Below are 22,514 nucleotides of genomic sequence, written 5' to 3' on the forward strand. Positions count from 1 at the left end.
AGATATGAAAGGTAATATATTTACGATGAAGCTTATAGAAGCTGCTATTGAAGACATTGATTTGGTTGGTGGTAAAAATGCATCACTCGGAGAGATGCTGCAGAAACTTGCTCCCCAGGGTGTAAACATACCTGATGGATTTATTGTTACCAGCGCTGCATATTTTCAATATCTCAAGGACAACAGTTTGGATCAGCAAATAAAAAATATTGTTGAACAAACAAATATTGAGCAGTTGCAGGAGCTGTCGTTGTGTGGCAGTCAAATCAGGCAATTGATACAAAACGGACAATTCTCTATTCACATGGAGACTGAAATTATAGGTGCTTATAGAAAACTGATAGGGCAGAACGAAGATAAGCTGGGTGTTGCTGTGCGTTCATCAGCAACTGCTGAAGATCTGCCAGATGCATCTTTTGCAGGCCAGCAAGATACTTTTTTAAATATCAGGGGCGCTGAAAACCTGCTGACTGCAATTAAAAATTGTTTTGCATCCCTATTTACCGACCGGGCCATCAGCTACAGGGAATCGTTTGAATTCGGTCACTTTAATATTGGTCTTTCTGTTTGTATCCAGAAAATGGTGCGCTCCGACATCGGGGTTTCGGGAGTTGCATTTTCAATCGATACGGAAAGTGGTTTTAAAGATGCGGTCATCATTAACGGTTCCTACGGTTTAGGCGAAATGATTGTACAGGGAGCAATCAATCCTGATGAATTTATTGTTCATAAACCACTGCTTAAAAAAGGGTTTGCAGCTATCATTGAAAAGAAATTAGGTAAAAAACAGGAGCAGATGATTTATGGAACGCAAATTGGAAAAGCAGTTGAAGTGATCACTACGCCTGTAAAAGATGCAAAGCGATTTTGTTTAAATGATCACCAGATTCTGCAACTGAGCAATTGGGTAATCGTAATCGAAGAATACTATACGAAACTGAAAGGCCACTGGTGTCCGATGGATGTGGAGTGGGCGGTGGATGGCCTTACCGGTGAACTTTTTATTGTGCAGGCAAGACCTGAAACCATTCATTCCCGTAGTAAGCTTGATTGTTTTACTGAATACCAGATCAATGATACGGAGCGATTGCATAAAATTCTATTGACTGGTATTGCCGTCGGTGATAAAATCGCGTCTGGCAGGGTGCATAACCTGGTTGGACTGGAAAAACATCTTATTCATGAAATCAACTTTTTGCCGGGAGACATTATGGTCACTGAAATGACTGATCCGGACTGGGAGCCTGTGATGAAGAAAGCTGCTGCAATTATCACCAATAAAGGCGGAAGGACCTGCCACGCTGCTATTGTTGCCCGGGAATTAGGGGTGCCTGCCATAGTGGGATGTGATCATGCTACAGAAATATTGAAAACCAGTGATGAAATTACGGTTTCCTGTGCAGAAGGCGAAACGGGTATTGTTTATCGTGGCAGAATTGCTTTTAGCAGGAAAGAACACCGCATTTCTGATTTGCCGGAAATCAATACGCCGGTGATGATGAACATTGGCTCTCCTGATATTGCTTTTCGTTTTGCCCATTATCCTGCAAAAGGGGTTGGGCTTGCACGTGAGGAATTTATCATTAACAATTACATCAAAATCCATCCCCTGGCATTGCTGCAACATGGGCAATTGGGTGATGCTGAGCTAACTGCACTGATCAGGGAAACCATTTCCGGATATGAGTGCGAAGAACAGTATTTTGTGGAAAAACTATCTTACGGGGTAGCAAAAATTGCAGCCGCTTATCATCCAAACAAGGTTATTGTTCGTTTTTCTGATTTTAAAACCAACGAGTATTACAATATGCCAGGGGGAAAATATTTTGAACCCTACGAAGAAAATCCAATGATTGGATGGAGAGGGGCTTCCAGATATTATTCGGATGCCTACAGGGCCGCTTTTGGGATGGAATGCAAAGCGATTAAAAAAGTACGCGAAGTTATGGGGCTGGACAATGTAATTGTCATGATCCCATTTTGCAGAACCGTTGATGAGCTTTTACTGGTGTATCAAACCATGGAGGAGTTTGGTTTAAAACGTGGAGAAAATGGGTTGGAAGTATACCTGATGGCGGAAGTTCCTTCCAATGTGATTTTAGCAGAGCAATTTGCTGTGCATATTGATGGCTTTTCTATCGGTTCTAATGATCTTACGCAATTGGTATTGGGGCTTGACAGAGATTCTTCGTTGGTGGCCAGCTTGTATAGTGAAAGAAATGATGCGGTTAAAATAATGATTGCTAACCTGATCAGGTCTGCCAGGAAAATGAACGTAAAGGTTGGGATATGCGGGCAAGGACCGTCTGATTATCCGGATTTTGCACAGTTTTTAGTAGAAGAAGGAATTGATTCCATTTCAGTTACACCTGATTCCTTTATGAAAACTGTAAATGCAATAAAGGAAATAGAGGATAAGTTGGTGGTACGGTGATTTTAAAAAACGTTCTATATATTTGATTTAATTTCTTTGTAAAATAAAATCTATGCAGCCGTTAAAGCGTCATTATAATACGATAGTCCTCCTTGTTCTTGGTGCGGTACTCTTTTTTTCCGACCAGTGCTTTGCGCAATCCAAAAAATCGCGCAAGAGAATATCCAGGGATACTGTAATGATTATACCCAAGAGCGAATGGAAAGCACAGGAAGCCAGGCCATATAAGCAACACATACCTATAAAGATCACTGTTCATCATGAAGGCGGAAAGATCCTGACCACTGCTGATGATGCGAGGCAACGTTTAAAGAATTTACAAACCTGGTGTATGGGACCAGACCGTAAATGGACTGATATTCCATACCATTTATTAATTGCACCGGACGGATCTGTTTACGAAGGCAGAAGCCCGTTTAATGTTGGCGAAACCAATACTGAATATGATCCTACCGGTCATTTGCTGATCTGTTTTTTAGGTAACTACAGTCAGCAAAAATTAGACGATAAGCTCCTTAAGGTTTTGATCAACTTACTCGCAGATCAATGTGTCAAATACCATATATCTCCTAAAGAGATCTCGACCCACCGTGATCACAGCCAGCAAACCACCTGCCCCGGAGCGGATATCTATTCTTATTTTGAAAACGGATATATATTAGGTGAGGTGAAAAAGGTGGTAAAGAGCTATTAAACCTGCTTTGAAAAATGCAGCATGTTTCCCATGTAATGGGCGGTCCGTTCCAGGTTTTTACCGGTATTTTGCATGGCCTCAGCTAAAGTTCCAGGTTCATTTCCAATTGCAGTTAGTACGGTAAAATACTTTAACAGTTCTGCTTCAGGCTCGAGAGGAACCTTTCCTGCAAGGCCAATAACCGGAATGTTGCTTTCAAAAGCTATTTTGGCTACGCCAAAAGGGCCTTTTCCCTGTAGCGTTTGCAAGTCTATGCTTCCTTCGCCTGTAATCAGCAGGTCGGCATGTTTTAATTCCTGGTCAAAATTGGTTAAGGCTAAAAAATATTCAATGCCGTTTACCAGCTTTGCATTTAAAAATGCGTGTAGCCCAGCTGCTGCGCCACCGGCTGTACCTCCGTATTTCAGGTTTTCTAAAGGTTTATTAAATTGCTGATCGGCTATTCTGGCAAGTTTGCTTAAAAAGCTTTCCAGCAGTTTCACCGTGGCTGCATCTGCTCCTTTTTGAGGTCCGAATACTGCTGCCGCACCATCAGGCCCCAGTAAACCATTGTCCACATCGCAGAGAATAATGAACGCACAATTTGCCACCCTGGGGTCCACTTTTGAGGCATCTACTTTTTGAATGTTGATTAAGTTTTGTGGCGTAGCTTTTAGTGGTTGATTTGCTGCATCTAAAAAAGTAAAGCCCAATGCACTTAATATTCCACAACCCCCGTCAACGGTTGCAGAGCCGCCCATTGCAATGATGATTTTATTTACGCCTTTATCCAAAGCTGCCCTGATCAATTCGCCGGTACCAAAAGAGGAGGCGGCCATTGGATTTAATTCTGAACTTTTCAATAACCTCAAACCAGATGCATCTGCCATTTCTATTACTGCCGTCATTCCCTGATCAATCAGGCCAAATGAGGAAGGGATTTTTCTGCCAAATGCATCATTGGCGTGGAGTTCAATTCGTTGCCCCGCACATTTTTTGATGATCAGACTGGCGGTGCCATCACCCCCATCGGCAATTGGAAAGCAGGATGTTGTGCAGTTCAGTTTGCTGGAATGTAATCCCTTTTGGATAGCATCTGCTACCTCCATAGCAGTAAGGCTGTTTTTGAAAGCGTTTGGGGCAATCAGGATATGCATCATTATAAAAATTTGGATAATATATAAACCATGGCAAACGAGGTGATTCCCATGAGTATGGTAGCCACAGAATAAACCTTGAGCATTGTTTTCATATCGAGCCCGGAGAACTTGGCGATGACCCAGAAATAGGCATCATTGGCATGTGAGATCATCATTGAGCCTGCGCCCATAGCCAGTACACAGAGCAGTTTGCCGGTTTCGCTGTCCAGCCCCAATACCTGCAATAAAGGCAGCACAATAGATGCGGCGGTGATAATGGCCACTGTAGATGATCCCTGGGCAGTTTTTAAAATGAAAGTAAGCAGAAAAGGAAAAAAAAGGCCCATGCTGTCTAAAGCAAGTGATTCGCTCAAATGTGTGCCGATCTTAATGGCTGCGAGTATAGCACCAAATGCACCACCTGCTCCAATGATCACCAGAATTCCACCGGCTTTTTCTGCTGAATCTTGCAAAAGATGGCTAAGTTCTGCTCTTTTCCAGGATTTTCTGCAGAAAAAAGTGAGCAATATGCCAATAATCAGGGCAATGACCGGGTCGCCAATGGAAAGCATCCGGGTAATCCATGCATTTTCCGGTGTGGCCTCTATGGAAATAAAAGCTTTCAGGGCGATAAGGGCAATGGGAACTATGATGGGTAAAAATGATTGGATAACAGAGGGCTGGTGTAGCCGGGCATCGGCCGCTACCTCTTCTGCCATGATAGGGGCCGGAAGATCTTTGGCTGCATACCTGGCCCATATATTTCCAACGATCATAGCTGGTATGGCTACCAGACTTCCTATGAGGATCAGTTTGCCGATATCAGCTCCGATTATTCCTGCTGCTGCTGCGCTTCCCGGATGGGGTGGGACCATGCAATGCACCGAATATAATCCTGTAGCCAGTGATACCGACATAATTACGATGGATATACCGGCGCGTTTGGCTAATGTTTTATTTAGCCCGCTAAGTACAATATAGCCGGAATCGCAAAAAATAGGCAAGCCAACTACAAAACCTGTAATACTGATACCCCATACCGTTCGTTTTTCGCCAAGTTTTCTTAAAATATAGTTGGCCATTACCGAAGTACTGCCGGTATATTCCAGTAAGATGCCCAATGTGGTACCCAGAAGTATGATCAGCCCCAGCGATTTGATGATATTGCCAAAGCCGTCTTTCATAAAATTGACCACTTCGGTTAAGGATAAATGTGCACCCAGACCCACAAAGAAACAACCTATGATGAGTGCAAATGCTGCGGGGACTTTAAATTTTGTGGTGAGCAATACGATGAGGGATATGCCTGCAAGCAGACAGATCAGCAGGTATATAAAAGAAGTTTCAGCTGGCATAAGTTCATTTGGTTTTTTGTCTGGATACTAATGTAATGTTTTGTTATAATCTTTTATATTTATAGCAGGTATTACAGCTATGTATCTGTATTTTTTATTAAAATCATTAAGATGAAGCAGTTTTTTGGGTTGCTGTTGCTGCTTTTAACGCAAACAGTTTTTGGTCAGGATTTGTCTGATTTATGGGATCAATACGATAAGTATAAGGAACCAATGCTGAAAGACCGGTTTTTTAAGCATGCCGATCTACTTCCCTTAATTCAAAAGCAGAAAAAGTCTGACCTTTTTAAAGTGGAAACTGCCGGGAGTTCTGCGCAGGGGCGCAGCATTTTTCAGCTGACTGCTGGCAGGGGAAAGATAAAAATATTGTTATGGTCGCAAATGCATGGTGATGAAACTACGGCAACAAGGGCCTTGTTTGACCTGTTTAATTTTTTAAAAGCCGATGATCAGTATAATCAACTGAGAAAAGAATTGCTAGATAGGCTGGAGCTTCATTTTATACCCCTGCTTAATCCGGATGGGGCTGAAGTTTTTAAAAGAAGGAATGCGTTTGATATTGATATCAACAGGGATGCACGTATGCTGGTGAGCCCGGAAGCGAGATTGCTAATGGATGTTGCCAAAAAAGTTAAACCTGATTTTGGATTTAACCTGCACGACCAAAGTACATTGTATACAGCCGGGCCTACTAAAAATACGGCCACAATTTCTTTCCTGGACCCTGCTTATAATTATGCAAAAGACATGAATGCCGTGCGTAAAAAAGCAAGACAGGTTATTTTGCTGATGAATAATGTATTGCAGCAGCACATGCCGGATAAAGTTGCGAAATACAATGACGATTATGATCCCCGCTGTTTCGGTGATACCTTTCAGGGTATGGGGATTTCGACCATCTTAATAGAGTCTGGTGGTTATTCTGGAGATCTTGAAAAAGAATACATCCGCAAACTGAATTTTTACGCGCTTTTAAGCGCGCTAAATGGCATAGCACATCAATCCTACCTGAAGGAAGACATTGCGGCATATGAAAAGATCCCTGAAAACAACAGGTCTTTATACAATGTGCTGATCCGGAATGTAAAAATAACGAAGTCGGGGAATTCTTTTGTAACCAATCTGGGGATCAACCATTCGCAGATTAAGGACGCTGATTACCGTGGCGTAAGTTTTCAGGGCAGCATTGAGGAACTGGGCGATGTAGAGCGGGTGTTTGGCTATGATGAGGCGGATGCAAGTATCCTGGATTATACACCCGGGAAATTAAAAACGCTGACAAAAAAGGAATGGAATGCATTAACTGCAGCTGATGAGCTGGAGCTGATCAGAGCCGGATATTTATTTGTGAAATGGTCTGATGGGAAATCGCCCATTGGCCCGGTTAAAAAGAGGATGCTGAACCTAAGCAATAGAACTGCAGTGTCTGGAGAGGCAGGCTTAAATCAACCGGCAAATTTCCTGCTGAACAAACAGGGTAAGCCACTTTATGCAGTAATTAATGGGTTTTTACTGAAACTGGACCAACCTGTAAAGGTTTTGCACAATACTTTTGGATACTAAGTTATGGCTTGATCTTTTCTGCCTCGGGTAAATTGGCCAGTTTGGAATTACTGGTATGAAATTTTTGTATCAGCTGATAGGTAGAGGGGATTACTGTCTGAATGCGGTTGAGGGTTTCAGCAGGAATGTTGTTTCTGCTGAAGGGTACCACTTTTACATATTCCTGTATCTCTCCGGCATTTCTTCCGTATTTGTAGCTATAGGTAAACCTGCCCTGATCGTCCGTGATTACAGCTTTATTGGTTGTGTTGGGTACACTGATGAAGAATTCACTGGCATTCATATTTCCTGCAGGATTAAAAAGGTTTTGCTGCCTGAGGTAGGAATAAAGTTCTGTGGCAACATTTACTGCAGGGTCAATGATCTCGATGTGCTTATTCATAAACGGGCGGTAGATAAAATCACCGTTTTTCTGAAAATTGTACAGGTCGTCAAGTATTTTCCGGATATCAGTAATTAGGAAGGGATAATGGGTACAGCCCAGAACAAGGGCTTTAAGTGGCTGTGCGCCTTTGGTTTTTCTGATTTTTTCCATCAGGGACACCAGGTGGTACCGGGCATAATTGTCGGCAGCGTTCAATTGCATATTTCCGCAATCATCTGTTTTGCTGTCGCACAGCATTTTATGGTTGCTGAAATCAAAATTATACACATCGAGTAAGGTTTTTTCAATTTTATAGGCACCGCTATCCAGTTTTGGCCCGCGGTAGTTTGCTGTTGGTGCCGTAGCCTTACGGTTGATGAAGTCTGGTTCTTCATCTACAGCTTCTGCAAGTCCGTATCCGCCCTGGTTATACACCTGCAGATTGCCGGTGTAGCCCAATTTGTCCTTTAGAGCTAGTATGGTGTTTTCATAGCCCTTGGATGCGATGGTGCCTACCGTAGCAAAAACACCTATGGAACCGTTTTCGTCTTTTTTGAAAACATCAAGCGTACCCTGGGCACCTGCATCTATTACGCCAATTACCTTGAGCTGAAGCCCCGTACTTTTTATAAACTCTTCTATATATTCTTTTCCATAAGCAGTAGCGGTATTGCAGGCAATTACAATGGCTTTTACTTTCTGTTTGTCTGAACTGTAATTTTTAGCCTCGCCGTTTAAATAGTATTTGTCTGATAAAAGGAATTGTGCATCCTTAATGATGTGTTCGACCAGAAGGTCATTTTTCTTTTCGCTGTAATAATTTCCGTAGGGCATATTGGCCTGATCAGCCAGGTAAATGAATTTTTCTTTTGCAAAATCGGGAAGATTGTCTTTTCCTGCTGACTGTGTAGTGTTGTTGTGCTGGTCAAATTGGACTAAGGTATTTAATATGGTCAGACCGCCTGTTCCGGAATCAAAAACTCCGATAGGAAGCGAGCGGTCTGTGGCATTATAATTTTTAAAATCAACGTAATAAAAATTCTTTTTATCTTTTAATATGGCGTTTTCAATGGCTTCTGGTTTAGTGCTTTGGGAACGCGCCTCAGTAGTGCAGAAAGCATGTATTATGTATATGCAGAACAAAAATGATCTTTTAAACTTCATGGGAGCTGGCTGATAACGAATTAGACTAAAAAAATAATGTTTTATAGTATATAAAGATATTAAAGTATTTTAATACCAACGACAAGTTTAATAATTAAGCTCTTGTGTCCTGATATATTATTATGCAAAATGGTTAAGAATAGTTATATTGAAAAATATTTATTTTTAAGTATATGAAATTAACCTCTCATTATATGAAAATGCAGCATACGTTGGTAGGATTGACAGTGCTGTTAATTTTTATAGTTACATCTGCCTTTCTAGGGAGTGCCGACCCTTTTTTAGAGATGCTCGCTAAGCTGGAAGCCTATAATAAAAACAACCAGCAAGAAAAAATACACTTGCATCTGGATAAGCCTTATTATGCGATTGGAGAGGATATATGGTTTAAAGCATACGTATTGAATACCGTGACTGCGGAGCCTTCTCAAATCAGCAATACTTTATACGTTGATCTTATTAATGACCTGGATAGCGTGGAGAGGCAATTGATTATACCGCTTTCTTTCGGTATGGGCTGGGGTGATTTTAATTTGAAAGATTCATTGGCTGAAGGCAATTATAGAATTAGAGCTTATACTCGCTGGATGCAGAATTCAGGATCTGAGTATTTCTATGATAAAACCATTAAAATTGGCAGTTCATTAGGAATAAAGACACTGGCAACTTATACTTATAATGAGGAAGGTAAGGTGAATTCATTGCTTAAATTCACTCAAAAAAATGGAACACCGTATGCTTTGAAGGAGGTAAATTATGAAGTCTATTTTGGTGGTAAACCTATTAAGGGTAAAGCCACTACAAATTCGAAAGGGGAAATAAACGTAGGTTTGACGAACCTGAATGAAAATGCGCCACAAACAGGGAGGATTGTTGCTACACTTGCAATTTCTAATAAGGAAAAAGTCACAAAAGTGGTTCCGATTAAATTGAGTTCAAACCAACTTGATATACAGTTTTTTCCGGAAGGTGGTAACCTGGTTGAAAATATACCATCTAAAATTGCTGTAAAGGTATTGGGAAATGATGGTCTGGGCAAAAATATAATGCTGTCGATAAAAGATCAAACCGGAACTGAACTAAGCAAAATTGAAACTAAACATGTGGGGCTGGGAAGTTTTATCCTGAATCCACTTCCAGGACAGCGCTATACCGCTGTTGCTACTTTTGCTGATGGTTCTAAAAAAGAAATACCCATACCAAAACAATTAACAGCGGGTTATGTCTTATCTGTTAATAACTCAGATAGTTCGAAAGTTTCCGTTAAAATAATGATTAGTGATTCGCTGTTGGGAAAGGGTGACCTTAAACTTATTGTTCAGCAGAATAACAATGTGATTTTTTCAACAAAAGCGAGTTCCGAACGACAAGTCGTAGCTGTCAACTTTCCAAAAGAGAAGATCAGGTCTGGAATTGCAAGGCTTACCTTATTTACACCAGATAATAAGCCTGCAGCCGAAAGACTGATATTTATCAGCAACATGTCAGACAAATTAGATATTCAGTTTGAAAACAAACCAGGTGAGAGTTTACGAACCGCAAAAATTACCACTGGCTTTAAAGTTTTGCATGCCGGTAAATCTACTCCAGGCAGTTTTTCTGTCGCTATTAACAATATATCGAAAGTTGAAACTGACGAACTTAATGAGAGCAATATTTTTACGGATTTATTGCTTAGTTCTGATTTGGCTGGATACATAGAGAAACCGAATTATTATTTCCTTAACGATGATGTACAAACCAGAAATAATTTTGACCTGCTCATGATGACTCAGGGTTGGAGGCGCTTTATCTGGAACGATTTCTTAGACGGAAAAACTAACGCTGTTAAATTTCAACCAGAGAAACTATTGGTAATTAGCGGCAAGGTTACAACAAGTGGGAATAAGCCAGTTGCGCGCGGAAAAGTTACATTGTTGTCTTCGTCAAGTAAGTTTTTCATGATTGATACGCTCACTGATGAAAATGGGAGATTTGCCTTCAGGGAGATGTTCTTTGGAGATAGTACAAAGTTTGCTATAAAAGCGGAAACAGACAAAGGCAAAAATAATGTAAATATTCAGATGGATGCACGGCCTAGACAATTGGTTTCCAGGAATCGGAATAGCGGAGATATTGAAGTTAACGTGAACGAAGCGATAGCCGGATATTTAACTAAAAGTGATAACTATTTTAATGAATTGAGACGTTTAGGTTTGTTGGGCAATACTATCAATCTGCAAACAGTTGAAATTGTTGGAGAAAAAAAGAAGGTCACTGAATCTTTAAATTTTAATGGTCCAGGGGTAGCAGATTATGTTTTTACAGCAGAGCAACTGGAAACAAAACAAGATTTACGCCAGGCTTTGGTAGGAAGGGTGGCAGGCTTAAGTTTTAGGTTGAATAATGAAGGACAAGAAATTCCTTACCTTAATAAGGCGCAGACTTCTGACAACCTTTCTCCTATGAAAATAATTCTGGATGGTATGGAAATTAACGCTGATATGATTGGCGATATCATAATGAACGACCTGGAAAGTATAGAAGTGCTATCTAGTACTGGACTTTCATTTGTATATGGTACTAATGGCGGTGTTTTAGTCCTTACTTCCAAAAAAGGCAAACGGGATAGTAAAAATATAAGTGCAGCTCCGGGAATACTTCCCTACCAGCCTGCCGGGTATTATACTGCAAGACAGTTTTATATGCCCAAATATGAACCAAACAAAACATCGAATCTTTCAGATTATCGTACAACCATTTACTGGAAGCCTAACATCATTACTGATAAAGAGGGAAATGCCAGCTTTGAGTATGTTAATGCTAATGAACCTGGAACTTACCGGGTTGTGTTAGAAGGTATGGATGCATTTGGAAATCTGGGCCGAAAAGTTTATACCTATTTGGTGAACTAATGCAAATGTAAATCTTACATTTCTCTGTTTATACTATTTTGTATAAACAATCCAACAGGGTATCTTTGTATCATATTCAATCTTTCAAACCTAGAAAATCATGAAAGAACAACAAGATACCCTGGATCATGCCGTATTAAGTGAATACAAGTACGGTTTTGTGACCGATATAGATACTGATGCGATTCCTAAAGGGTTAAATGAGGATGTGATCCGGCTCATCTCCGGTAAGAAAAATGAGCCGGAATGGATGCTGGAATGGAGGCTTAAGGCTTATAAACACTGGCTAACCATGGAAGAACCGACCTGGCCTAATGTGAAATATCCGCCCATTAACTATCAGGATATCATTTACTATGCGGCACCGAAACCTAAAAAGCAATTGAACAGTTTGGATGAAGTAGATCCGGAATTGCTGAGTACATTTGAGAAACTGGGCATTTCTATTGGTGAGCAACAACGCCTGACCGGTGTAGCCGTGGATGTGGTGATGGACAGCGTTTCGATTGCTACTTCATTCAAAGAACAGCTATCTGAAATCGGGGTCATTTTCTGCTCCATAAGTGAAGCCATTCAGTTGCACCCTGAACTGGTAAAGAAATACCTGGGGTCTGTAGTGCCGATGACAGATAACTATTTTTCTGCCTTGAATTCGGCAGTATTTACTGATGGGTCTTTTTGTTATATTCCAAAAGGAGTCCGCTGCCCGATGGAACTGTCTACCTACTTCCGCATCAATACGGAAAACAGCGGACAGTTTGAACGTACGCTGATTGTGGCGAAAGATGAAAGTTATGTAAGTTACCTGGAAGGCTGTACGGCGCCCATGCGTGATGAAAACCAATTGCATGCTGCGGTGGTAGAGCTGATCGCCATGGAAAAATCAGAAATCAAATACTCTACTGTGCAAAATTGGTATCCTGGTGATAAAGAAGGTAAAGGTGGTATTTATAATTTTGTAACCAAACGGGGCATCTGTAAAGGTGCGCATTCAAAAATTTCCTGGACGCAGGTGGAAACAGGTTCTGCCATTACCTGGAAGTATCCAAGTGTGATCTTAAAAGGTGACAATTCTATCGGGGAGTTTTATTCAGTTGCTTTTACAAATAATCACCAACAGGCCGATACGGGTACAAAAATGATCCATCTGGGTAAAAATACCAGGAGCAGGATTGTAGCTAAGGGCATTTCGGCGGGTTATAGCCAAAATAGCTACCGCGGCCTGGTAAGGACGAGCAAACAGGCGCTTAATGCACGTAATTATTCGCAGTGTGATTCCTTGTTGCTGGGCGACAAGTGTGGTGCGCATACCTTTCCTTATATAGAGGTAAAAAATAAAACTGCCATAATAGAGCATGAAGCGACCACCTCTAAAATTGGTGAGGACCAGCTTTTTTATTGCAGACAAAGAGGGATAGATCCGGAGGCTGCTGTAGCGCTTATTGTAAATGGCTTTGCCAAAGAAGTAATGAACCAGCTGCCGATGGAATTTGCCATTGAAGCGCAAAAACTATTGGCCATTAGCATGGAAGGTAGTGTAGGATAATAAAATATATGAATATGTTGTCAATTAAGAATATACACGCAAACGTTGAAGGTAAACAGATATTAAAAGGAATTAACCTGGAGATAAAAGCAGGGGAGGTGCATGCGATTATGGGACCAAATGGTTCAGGTAAAAGTACACTTGCTTCTGTTTTGGCTGGCAGGGAACAATATGAAGTTACGGAGGGTGCAGTGAGGTTCCTGGAAAAGGATCTCCTGGAATTATCGCCTGAAGACAGGGCCCGTGAAGGACTTTTTCTGGCTTTTCAATATCCGGTAGAAATACCTGGTGTGAGTACCACCAATTTTATCAAGGCGGCTGTAAATGAAAAACGTAAATACCATGGGCTGGAACCCCTGGATTCGGTTGCTTTTTTAAAAACCATGAAAGAGAAAATGGCCCTTGTAGAAATTGACCAGTCATTGTTGAGCCGCTCAATTAACGAAGGTTTTTCCGGCGGCGAAAAAAAACGCAACGAGATCTTCCAGATGGCGATGCTGGAACCGAAACTGGCCATATTGGATGAAACGGATTCTGGTCTTGATATTGATGCCCTTCGCATTGTTGCCAATGGGATCAATAAACTGCACAATCCGGACCGTTCGGTATTGGTGATTACCCATTATCAACGTTTGCTGGATTATATTCAGCCTGATTTTGTGCATGTGCTGTACAATGGGCGGATCGTTAAATCGGGTACCAAGGAGCTGGCTCTTGAACTGGAAGAAAAGGGATATGACTTTATTACCGATGAAGTTGACTTAACTGCACTGTAATATGACTGATTTAAGCTATTTTAAAGCACAATTTGAAGCGTCTCAGCACCCGGATACTGCTGACGGGATTGCTGCGATCAAAAAACAGAGCTTCGATACTTTTAATAAAACTGGTTTGCCTACATTTCGTACAGAAGAATGGAAATATACCGGGATCAGCAGCCTTTTTGATAAAGTTTATGAACTGACAAACACTGCTTTGGAAAGTTCGGTTACTGTTGCCGATGTGGATGCCATTCGTTTGCCTGGCCACAAAACTGCAGATGAGCTGGTTTTTGTAAACGGGCATTTTAATGTAGCATTGTCTAACATCCGTTCTGATGCTGCATCGCTAACGGTACTGCCATTGAGCGTGGCTGCCACTGGTGCTTACAAAGCTATTGTTGCTGATCATTTAAATAAAAGCAGCAGCTACATCAGAGATGGAGTCCATGCACTTAACGGCGCTTTTATTGAGGGTGGTGTTTTTGTACACGTTCCTAAAGGAAAATCTCTGGAGCATCCGGTGTATGTATATCACATTTTGGATGGAAGAACCGGGCATATCATGGCGCAGCCCCGTAGCCTGATCTATTTGGATGAAAGCAGCAGTGTACAATTAACTGAGGCTTATACCTCATTGGGTACGGCTGATAGCTTTTGTAACGAGGTAATGGAGCTGGTGCTGCAGCAGAATGCCTATCTGGAATATTATAAGATACAACATGATCATGCCAATGCGAGCCAGGTAAGTACCACACACATTACCCAGGCCGGACGCAGTTATGTGCATACGGTGACCATCACGCTGAGCGGGGGTATTGTGCGTAACAATATGAACCTGGTACTGGATGCACCTGGCGATGAAACACATTTATATGGCCTGTATCTTTTAAAAGGAAAAACCCATGCGGATAACCATACACTGATAGACAACCGGCAGCCAAATTGTTTCAGCAATCAGTTCTATAAAGGAATTGCCGACGATTTTTCGACGGCTGTGTTTAATGGAAGAATTATGGTGCAGCCTGATGCGCAAAAAACAAATGCTTACCAGTCTAATAAAAATATCCTGTTGTCGGATAATGCTACCATAAACACCAAGCCTCAGCTTGAAATTTTTGCTGATGATGTAAAGTGTTCACATGGTTGTACGGTAGGGCAATTGGATGAAGAGGCCTTGTTTTATTTAAGGGCAAGGGGCATCCCCAAGGCAGATGCTGAAATATTGTTGCTGCAGGCTTATGCGGCAGATATACTGGATCAGATCAAATCTGAACCTTTGCGTAAGTATGTAGCACAGTTAATATATCATCATTTATCCTTTTAGCAATGGCATTAACCGATTTAAGACAGCAGTTCCCTATATTGTCCAGGATGGTTAAAGGCAAACCACTGGTTTACTTTGACAATGCAGCCACCTCGCAGAAGCCACAGTGTGTAATTGATGCATTAACTCATTATTATACTTACTATAATGCAAATATCCATCGGGGTATTCATACCCTTGCTGAAGAGGCGACCATGGCGTATGAGGCTACCCGTGAAGCGGTGAGGGAATTTGTTGGAGCAGGTGCTACCGAAGAGATCATCTTTACCAGGGGAACTACCGAGGCCATCAACCTGGTTGCTTTTACCTGGGGCAGGCAAAACATTGGCCCGGGTGATGAGATCATCATTTCTGGCATGGAACACCATTCCAATATTGTGCCCTGGCAAATCCTGTGTGAAGAAAACCATGCTGTTTTGAAGATAATTCCCGTTACCGATGAAGGTGAATTAGCGATAGAGGCTTTTAAGGAATTACTGAGCAGTAAAACAAAACTGGTGTCTGTAGTCCATGTTTCTAATTCGCTGGGTACCATTAATGCTGTGAATGAAATTGTAACTGCGGCGCATCTTGTTGGTGCCAGGGTGCTGGTAGATGGTGCGCAATCTGCAGTGCACCTGGATATTGATGTGCAGAAAATGGATTGTGATTTCTTTGCTTTTTCCGGGCATAAGGTGTACGGCCCTACGGGGGTCGGCGTTTTGTACGGTAAGCGGGAATTGTTACAGGATATGCCTGTTTTTCAAGGTGGTGGGGAGATGATTAAGGAGGTTACCTTCGAGAAAACAACCTTTAATGACCTGCCCTATAAATATGAAGCTGGGACACCCAATATTGCGGATACCATTGCTTTAAAGGCTGCTTTGGATTTCATTTCAGCTGCGGGAAAGGATCAGATCAGGCTGCATGAGGCCGCATTACTGGCCTACGCAACTGCGCGGTTAAAAACCATTCCTGGTTTAAGCATCATTGGAGAAGCTAAGGATAAAGCCAGTCTGGTCTCCTTTATTGTCAAGGATGTCCATCCGCAGGATATCGGGGTGTTGCTGGATAACATGGGGATTGCTGTGAGAACCGGGCACCATTGTACCCAGCCATTGATGAAACGTTTTGGTATTCCGGGTACAGTAAGGGCGTCTTTTGCCTTGTACAACAATCTGGAGGAAATAGATGTACTGATTGCCGGCTTAGGTAAAACCATAAAAATGTTAGCGTAATGGAGGTTAAATCAATACCGGAAATTGAACAGGAAATTGTTGAGGATTTTGCACTTTTTGACAGCTGGGAAGATAAATATGAATATATTATTGATCTGGGAAAAAAGCTGGCTGTGCTGGAAGATGTGTATAAGATAGAAGAGAACAAGATCAAGGGATGTCAGTCGACCGTTTGGCTTAAATCCTTTTACGAGGACGGTAAAGTTATCTTTAAAGCAGATAGCGATGCCGTAATTGTTAAAGGCCTGATCAGCATGCTGATCAAAGTTTTATCTGGGCATACACCTGAAGAAGTACTGAATGCGAGAATGGATTTTATCGGGACGATTGGCATGATGACCCATCTGGCCCAAACCCGCTCCAATGGTTTGCTGGCAATGATTAAACAGATGAAAAACTATGCCTTAGCGTATCAAATGATGAAGGCAGGAAAATAAATAGATCATGGATAAAGAAGCATTAAAACAAAAGGTAATTGATTGCTTGCAAACGATATACGATCCCGAAATACCGGTGAGTATATATGAGCTGGGGCTGATCTATGAGACGGAAATTTTGCCGCCCTTAAACAATGTGCAGATTGTAATGACACTTACTGCGCCGGGTTGCCCTGCAGCACAAAGCATTCCGCTGGAGGTTGAGCAGAAGGTAAAAGAAATTGAGGGGGTGAACGAAGTTACGGTTGAAGTAACCTGGGATCCACCCTGGAACAGGGATATGATGTCTGAAACCGCAAGGTTTGAACTGGGAATGATGTGATAAATATAGACCTATGAAAATTACTGCACAAGAGGAATATGGTTTGAGGATTTTGCTTCGCATTGGAAGACATCATCAACGGGAGGGAATCAGTATTCCAGCCATTAGTGAAGCGGAGGGCTTGTCTGCAGCCTATGTAGCCAAACTTACACGAATTCTGCGTATCTCGGGCTATATCAATAGTACGCCCGGTTATAAAGGTGGTTATGTGTTGGCTCAGCCTGCAAGCCAGATCAATATCAACCAGGTAATGAAAGTGCTGGGTGGCGCACTTTATAGCAAGAAATTTTGTGAGGATTACACTGGTGCGTTAAAATTATGTACAAACTCTATAGATTGTTCTATACGTTCTTTATGGCAAATGATCCAGCTTACGGTTGATCAGCTACTGGATAAAGTGAGCCTGCAGGACCTGATCAGTCCTGAAGAGGAATCGAGCTTGCTGCTGGAATCAATATTACAACAGCAGACACTATAATTTTTTTTCCATCTCATATTGACAGATATATGGGAATAATCCGATGGAGCCTAAAAATGTAATGGTTGTGCAGGATTCGATATCAACATTGATGATAAAGATTTCGGTTTTGTTTGTCTGAAATACATGTTGGAACAACGCTTTTCCATAACCTGCCCGACGATGGGACTTATGCACTGCAAATTGTGCAATTCTATTGTTTAGGGGATTGTAGCTAAGGTAGGCAATCAGCTCGTCCTTCAGGTAGATGCCAACCGTTTTGTTGTGTTCTCCTAAATTTTGCATTGCCGCTATTGAATTTTGCCAGGAGGGCTGCCAGTCCCAAAACGTGCTTAGCATTGTCCAGTCTACCTGTTCGATTTTCCGGATATCCGCGCTTCCGGAATTGGTATCCGCTATTTTAGGGATGCCTTTAAAGCATACCAATTCTCTTTTAAATTGATATCCGATTGCCTGGTATGTTTTTAAGGCAGGAAGGTTTTTTTCAAGAACCTCAAGTATGCATGTTGTTACTCCTTCTTTTTCCAGCAGGGGTAAAATATACTGGTACATGGCTTTGGTTAAATTATGCCCTCTTTTTGAAGGTAAAACTCCTGTTCCTGCATTGTAAGCAACTTTCTCGTGGCCCATGTCATTGATTCCATGCAAAATAAATCCAATAAGCCTGCCATCTTCGTAGGTTCCCGCGGATAACCTGAGGTCGATGGCATCTGCCACTAACTTTCGTTCCAATTGTTCCTTCGTCAAATGCATCTTCACCAGGTAATCAGAGAACGCGTCATTGAAGGTCTGGAGAAGGGTGTTTGTTGAAATGTTTTTTAAATCGCTGAATTCTAGCATCTGTTGTGTTGCTTTCCCTATAAATTTATATAAGATATGTGACACCAGCCAACATTTTAACCGTTTTCTTTTTATTCTTTTTGTTCAGTGTGTTGGCGCTCAGAAATCTTGTAAAAAATAGGATTAGTGTTTACATTAAGTTTATTTTTGTCAGATGAGCAATTCTCTTTACACCATCAGTCATATTGCCGGTATCCTGGGTATAAAATCCTTTGAAAAACAAAACGATGCCATAATCAGTAACCTTGTAATCGATAGCAGAAGTGTAATAGATCCGGAATACTCTTTGTTTTTCGCCCTAAAGGGACAAAGAGACGGACATGATTTTTTGAAGGATGCTTATGCCAGTGGAATACGGAATTTTGTAATCAGTGATGCCAGGTATAAGGATTTGTTTGCCGATGCCAGTATGCTGGTTGTTCCGGATGTGCTGGCGGCACTGCAGGCGCTATCAAAATACAAGCGCAATCAGTATGATTTAAAAGTGCTTGGCATTACCGGAAGCAATGGAAAAACGATCGTTAAAGAATGGTTATATCAATTGCTTGCCACTGATTTTAACATCATACGCAGTCCTAAAAGTTTTAATTCTCAAATAGGGGTATCGTTATCTGTCTGGGAAATTGCTGCGGAAAATACGTTGGGGATTTTTGAAGCGGGGATTTCCAAAACAGATGAAATGGAATCGCTGGCTGACATCATACAGCCCAACGTCGGTATCCTGACAAATTTGGGCGAAGCACATGCTGAGGGATTTTCATCTGCAAAAGAAAAGTTGCTCGAAAAATTAAAATTTTGTGAAGGTGCTGACTTGTTTATTTATTCGCCGGAGTATACGTCTGGCTTAAGTATGGCTGATTTACCAGGTAAAAAGAAGTTTTCCTGGAGTATAAAACAAAAAGCTGACCTGGAAATCTTATTTATTGAGCCTGTGGATGGTAAGAATTATATCCGTGCAAATTTTGAGGGAAAAGAAATAGAATGCCTGATTCCCTTTAGTGACCAGGCTTCTGTTGAAAATGGTATCATTTGCTGGGCCACTTTACTTGCCTTAGGTTATGCACCTGAAGAAGCCGATAAGCGACTGGAAAAATTAACCAGGGTAAGTATGCGCCTGGAGTTAAAAAATGGAATTAACCAATGTTCGGTAATTGACGATTCTTATAGTGCTGACATTTCATCGCTGGCGATTGCACTCGATTTTTTGAATCTTCAGAACCAACATCCTAAGAAAACGCTGATCTTATCTGATCTCCAGGAAACGGGAAAAACCAAAGAGGTACTTTACGCTGAAATTGCAGCCCTGTTAAAACAAAAGCATGTAGACCGTTTGATCGGTATAGGGCCGCATATTGATGAATCTGCAGCGCTCTTTGATATGGAAGCTTCTTTTTTTGAAGATACACAGGCCTTCATTGATAATTTTCCAGCCCTGCATTTTAATAACGAAACGATTTTGGTAAAAGGTGCCCGGAAGTTTGAGTTTGAACGGATCAGTAAGTTGATGGCACAGAAAGTACATGATACTGTAATGGAAATTGATTTGAATGCTTTGGCTGGTAACCTGCAGTTTTACAGGAATAAGCTACATCCGGGTATAAAAATTATGGCCATGGTAAAAGCATTTTCCTATGGCAGCGGTAGCTTCGAAATTGCCAATTTATTGCAATATCATAAGGTGGATTACCTGGCTGTTGCCTATGCAGATGAAGGAATTTCTTTAAGGAAAGCCGGAATAAAGCTGCCGATTATGGTGATGAGCCCTGAACCTTCAGCTTTTGATGCCATTGTCAGGTACAAGCTTGAACCGGAAATTTACAACTTAGAAATTTTGCAGCGTTTTATTGGCTTTTTGCAGGATGACCAATATCCAATCCATTTGAAAATAGATACCGGAATGCATCGTTTGGGTTTTGAAGAGCCTGATTTGCCTGAATTGTTACAGGTACTGAGCGAAACTACTAAAGTAAAAGTAGCATCTGTGTTTTCTCACCTGGTTGGTAGTGAAGATGGCTTACATGATGAGTTTACCAGGCACCAGGTTGACCGTTTTACCGCCATGACTGACCTGATCGCCGAAGCGCTTCATTATCGTTTCATCAGACACATTTCTAATACTTCCGGAATCTCACGCCATGCTGATGCGCAGCTGGATATGGTAAGGCTTGGAATTGGTCTCTATGGTTTTGATGCGGCGTTGAAAAATAATGCCGGTTTGCAAACGGTGGCAATATTGAAAACTACCATTACGCAGGTAAAGCAGCTTAAGCCGAATGAAACTGTGGGGTATGGACGTAAGGGCTTACTGCCACAGGGTGGGACAATTGCTACTGTGAAAATTGGTTATGCCGATGGATATAGTCGCGCTTTTGGCAACGGAGTTGGTTGTATGCTGGTTAAAGGGAAATTGGCGCCTACTGTAGGGGTAATTTGCATGGATATGTGTATGCTTGATGTGACTGGTCTGGATGTGAAGACGGGGGATGAAGTGATCGTATTCAATGATCAGCTGACCATTTCCCGGCTGGCAGACCAGATCGGGACAATTCCCTATGAAATCTTGACAAATGTATCCCAAAGGGTAAAGCGTGTATATTTTTATGAGTAGAATTCTGCTCCATTGCAAATTATTTTCATGAATATTTTAGCTAAATTTGCAACATGAATAAAGTTGGCAGGGTACTACTGAATTACCTGATCAAAGGATTGTTAATTGTACTACCCATTGCATTAAGTATTTTTATAGTGATATGGGCTGTTACCACGGTAGACAGCTGGTTAAATGTGAACAATATTCTGGGGGTTGACCCTAAAACCGGGGCCAGCCGGAATATACCTGGCTTGGGGCTTGCACTGGTGGTGTCGCTGATTTTACTGGCAGGCATTTTTGTGACCTATTTCGTTACAGAACCGATGTACAACTGGTTTCAACGGTTACTGGATAAAATCCCGCTTTTGAAGTTCATCTATTCTTCTATTAAAGATCTTACGGAGGCTTTTGTGGGGGATGAGAAGAAGTTTAATAATCCGGTGCTGGTAGAAGTGGAAGGGGATTTAAAGCGGATTGGTTTTCTGACCCAGAACGATCTTAAATCTATTAACCTACCGGGGGAGTCTATTGTATATTTCCCATTTTCTTACTCATTTGCCGGTCAGGTTTATGTAGTAAAGCATGAAAAGATCAAACCTTTAAACATGAGTGCGGCCGACGCCATGAAATTGGTGGTATCCGGAGGTGTCAGCCATTTTGGATAAATACAGATAAAATCAACGAGATCTTTCGCTAGAAATTCGGTTTCAACACATATTTCTCGTAGAACCTGAAAATGTGCTCAGCAGCTTCAGCAGCTGTATCTACCAGGCGAAATAAATTCAGATCTTCTGCATGGATGTTGTGCTCTTTTTGCAGCATAGTGCTCTTGATCCACTCTACCAGTCCACCCCAATATTCCTTTCCAACAAGTACAATGGGGAAGCGGGCAACTTTTCCGGTTTGTATCAGCGTTATCGCTTCAAACAGTTCATCCATGGTTCCCATCCCTCCGGGCAATACAATAAAGCCCTGGGAGTATTTCATAAACATCACCTTTCTGATAAAAAAGTAATCAAATTCCAGCAATTTATTATGGTCAATATATTTGTTGTGGAATTGTTCAAATGGCAGGTCGATGTTTAAACCTACTGATTTCCCGCCATTCATGTGGGCGCCTTTATTACCTGCTTCCATAATTCCAGGGCCACCTCCGGTAATTACTCCATATCCACGCTCGGTTAAGAGCCTGCCACATTCAACAGCTATTTCATAGTATTTATTAGTTTCTGCAGTTCTTGCGGATCCAAATATGGATACACAAGGGCCAATTTTAGCCAATTTTTCAAAGCCATCTACAAACTCCGCCATGATCTTAAAGATCTGCCAGGAGTCTGTAACTTTTATTTCCTGCCAGTTTTTATTCTCAAAAGCGCTTCTTATTTTCTCTTCACTTGTCATTCTGTAGGTATT

18 protein-coding genes are annotated in these 22,514 nt (G+C 41.5%); 13 read left to right on the forward strand and 5 right to left on the reverse strand.

Going from position 1 to position 22,514, the window contains the following annotated elements:
• The first annotated feature begins 25 nt into the window (after positions 1-25).
• Together ppsA and R2Q85_RS00520 are read left to right on the forward strand one after the other, a co-directional pair.
• A complete protein-coding gene (ppsA, locus tag R2Q85_RS00515; protein WP_316809775.1) occupies positions 26-2,434 on the forward strand; it encodes a phosphoenolpyruvate synthase in 2,409 nt (802 codons plus the stop codon).
• A gap of 52 nt (positions 2,435-2,486) precedes the next feature.
• The gene (locus R2Q85_RS00520; protein WP_316809776.1) at positions 2,487-3,128 is read left to right on the forward strand and encodes an N-acetylmuramoyl-L-alanine amidase; all 642 of its coding nucleotides are present in this window, start codon (positions 2,487-2,489) and stop codon (positions 3,126-3,128) included.
• Here R2Q85_RS00520 and R2Q85_RS00525 read toward each other — a convergent pair.
• Positions 3,125-4,267 (reverse strand): glycerate kinase, encoded by a 1,143-nt coding sequence (locus tag R2Q85_RS00525; RefSeq protein WP_316809777.1) that lies wholly within the window; start codon positions 4,265-4,267, stop codon positions 3,125-3,127. The two genes, R2Q85_RS00520 and R2Q85_RS00525, sit on opposite strands and share 4 nt — an antisense overlap.
• The gene (locus R2Q85_RS00530; RefSeq protein ID WP_316809778.1) at positions 4,267-5,601 is read right to left on the reverse strand and encodes a GntP family permease; all 1,335 of its coding nucleotides are present in this window, start codon (positions 5,599-5,601) and stop codon (positions 4,267-4,269) included. Before R2Q85_RS00530 ends, R2Q85_RS00525 begins: the two co-directional genes overlap by 1 nt.
• Before the next feature lie 111 nt (positions 5,602-5,712).
• Between R2Q85_RS00530 and R2Q85_RS00535 the strand changes: the two genes are divergently transcribed.
• Positions 5,713-7,164 carry a M14 family zinc carboxypeptidase gene (locus tag R2Q85_RS00535; protein ID WP_316809779.1) on the forward strand — a complete coding sequence of 484 codons (1,452 nt, stop codon included), beginning with the start codon at positions 5,713-5,715 and terminating at the stop codon, positions 7,162-7,164.
• 1 nt (position 7,165) lies between these two features.
• Here the strand turns inward: R2Q85_RS00535 and R2Q85_RS00540 are convergent, their stop codons facing one another.
• Entirely contained in the window at positions 7,166-8,692 is a 1,527-nt protein-coding gene (locus R2Q85_RS00540; protein WP_316809780.1) for an Asp/Glu/hydantoin racemase, read from the reverse strand.
• A 173-nt stretch (positions 8,693-8,865) separates the two neighbouring features.
• Between R2Q85_RS00540 and R2Q85_RS00545 the strand changes: the two genes are divergently transcribed.
• The 8 genes from R2Q85_RS00545 (at position 8,866) to R2Q85_RS00580 (ending at position 17,671) form a co-directional block, all read left to right on the forward strand.
• On the forward strand, positions 8,866-11,586 hold the full coding sequence (locus R2Q85_RS00545; RefSeq protein ID WP_316809781.1) for a TonB-dependent receptor: 2,721 nt from the start codon (positions 8,866-8,868) through the stop codon (positions 11,584-11,586).
• A 100-nt stretch (positions 11,587-11,686) separates the two neighbouring features.
• Entirely contained in the window at positions 11,687-13,132 is a 1,446-nt protein-coding gene (gene sufB, locus R2Q85_RS00550) for a Fe-S cluster assembly protein SufB (protein ID WP_316809782.1), read from the forward strand.
• 14 nt (positions 13,133-13,146) lie between these two features.
• The gene (gene sufC, locus R2Q85_RS00555) at positions 13,147-13,908 is read left to right on the forward strand and encodes a Fe-S cluster assembly ATPase SufC (protein ID WP_316809783.1); all 762 of its coding nucleotides are present in this window, start codon (positions 13,147-13,149) and stop codon (positions 13,906-13,908) included.
• Between the two features lies 1 nt (position 13,909).
• Entirely contained in the window at positions 13,910-15,217 is a 1,308-nt protein-coding gene (gene sufD, locus R2Q85_RS00560) for a Fe-S cluster assembly protein SufD (protein ID WP_316809784.1), read from the forward strand.
• Between the two features lie 2 nt (positions 15,218-15,219).
• Complete coding sequence (locus R2Q85_RS00565; protein ID WP_316809785.1) at positions 15,220-16,434, forward strand: cysteine desulfurase; 1,215 nt, start codon at positions 15,220-15,222, stop codon at positions 16,432-16,434.
• The gene (locus R2Q85_RS00570; RefSeq protein WP_316809786.1) at positions 16,434-16,871 is read left to right on the forward strand and encodes a SufE family protein; all 438 of its coding nucleotides are present in this window, start codon (positions 16,434-16,436) and stop codon (positions 16,869-16,871) included. The genes R2Q85_RS00565 and R2Q85_RS00570 overlap by 1 nt, the downstream gene beginning before the upstream one ends.
• Positions 16,872-16,878: 7 nt before the next feature.
• Positions 16,879-17,193 (forward strand): iron-sulfur cluster assembly protein, encoded by a 315-nt coding sequence (locus R2Q85_RS00575; RefSeq protein WP_316809787.1) that lies wholly within the window; start codon positions 16,879-16,881, stop codon positions 17,191-17,193.
• A gap of 13 nt (positions 17,194-17,206) precedes the next feature.
• Positions 17,207-17,671 (forward strand): Rrf2 family transcriptional regulator, encoded by a 465-nt coding sequence (locus R2Q85_RS00580; RefSeq protein WP_316809788.1) that lies wholly within the window; start codon positions 17,207-17,209, stop codon positions 17,669-17,671.
• Here the strand turns inward: R2Q85_RS00580 and R2Q85_RS00585 are convergent.
• Entirely contained in the window at positions 17,666-18,556 is an 891-nt protein-coding gene (locus tag R2Q85_RS00585; RefSeq protein WP_316809789.1) for a GNAT family N-acetyltransferase, read from the reverse strand. The two genes, R2Q85_RS00580 and R2Q85_RS00585, sit on opposite strands and share 6 nt — an antisense overlap.
• Positions 18,557-18,665: 109 nt before the next feature.
• Between R2Q85_RS00585 and R2Q85_RS00590 the strand changes: the two genes are divergently transcribed.
• Positions 18,666-21,119, forward strand: coding sequence for a bifunctional UDP-N-acetylmuramoyl-tripeptide:D-alanyl-D-alanine ligase/alanine racemase (locus R2Q85_RS00590; protein ID WP_316809790.1), 2,454 nt, complete (start codon positions 18,666-18,668; stop codon positions 21,117-21,119).
• A 53-nt stretch (positions 21,120-21,172) separates the two neighbouring features.
• Positions 21,173-21,766: a DUF502 domain-containing protein gene (locus tag R2Q85_RS00595; RefSeq protein ID WP_316809791.1), complete on the forward strand. Its 594-nt coding sequence runs from the start codon at positions 21,173-21,175 to the stop codon at positions 21,764-21,766.
• A gap of 28 nt (positions 21,767-21,794) precedes the next feature.
• On the opposite strand, the gene R2Q85_RS00600 is transcribed toward R2Q85_RS00595, so the two are convergent.
• On the reverse strand, positions 21,795-22,502 hold the full coding sequence (locus tag R2Q85_RS00600) for a TIGR00730 family Rossman fold protein (protein WP_316809792.1): 708 nt from the start codon (positions 22,500-22,502) through the stop codon (positions 21,795-21,797).
• Positions 22,503-22,514: the final 12 nt, after the last annotated feature.

The organism is Pedobacter heparinus (assembly GCF_032678725.1).
GTDB classification, from domain to species: domain Bacteria; phylum Bacteroidota; class Bacteroidia; order Sphingobacteriales; family Sphingobacteriaceae; genus Pedobacter; species Pedobacter heparinus_A.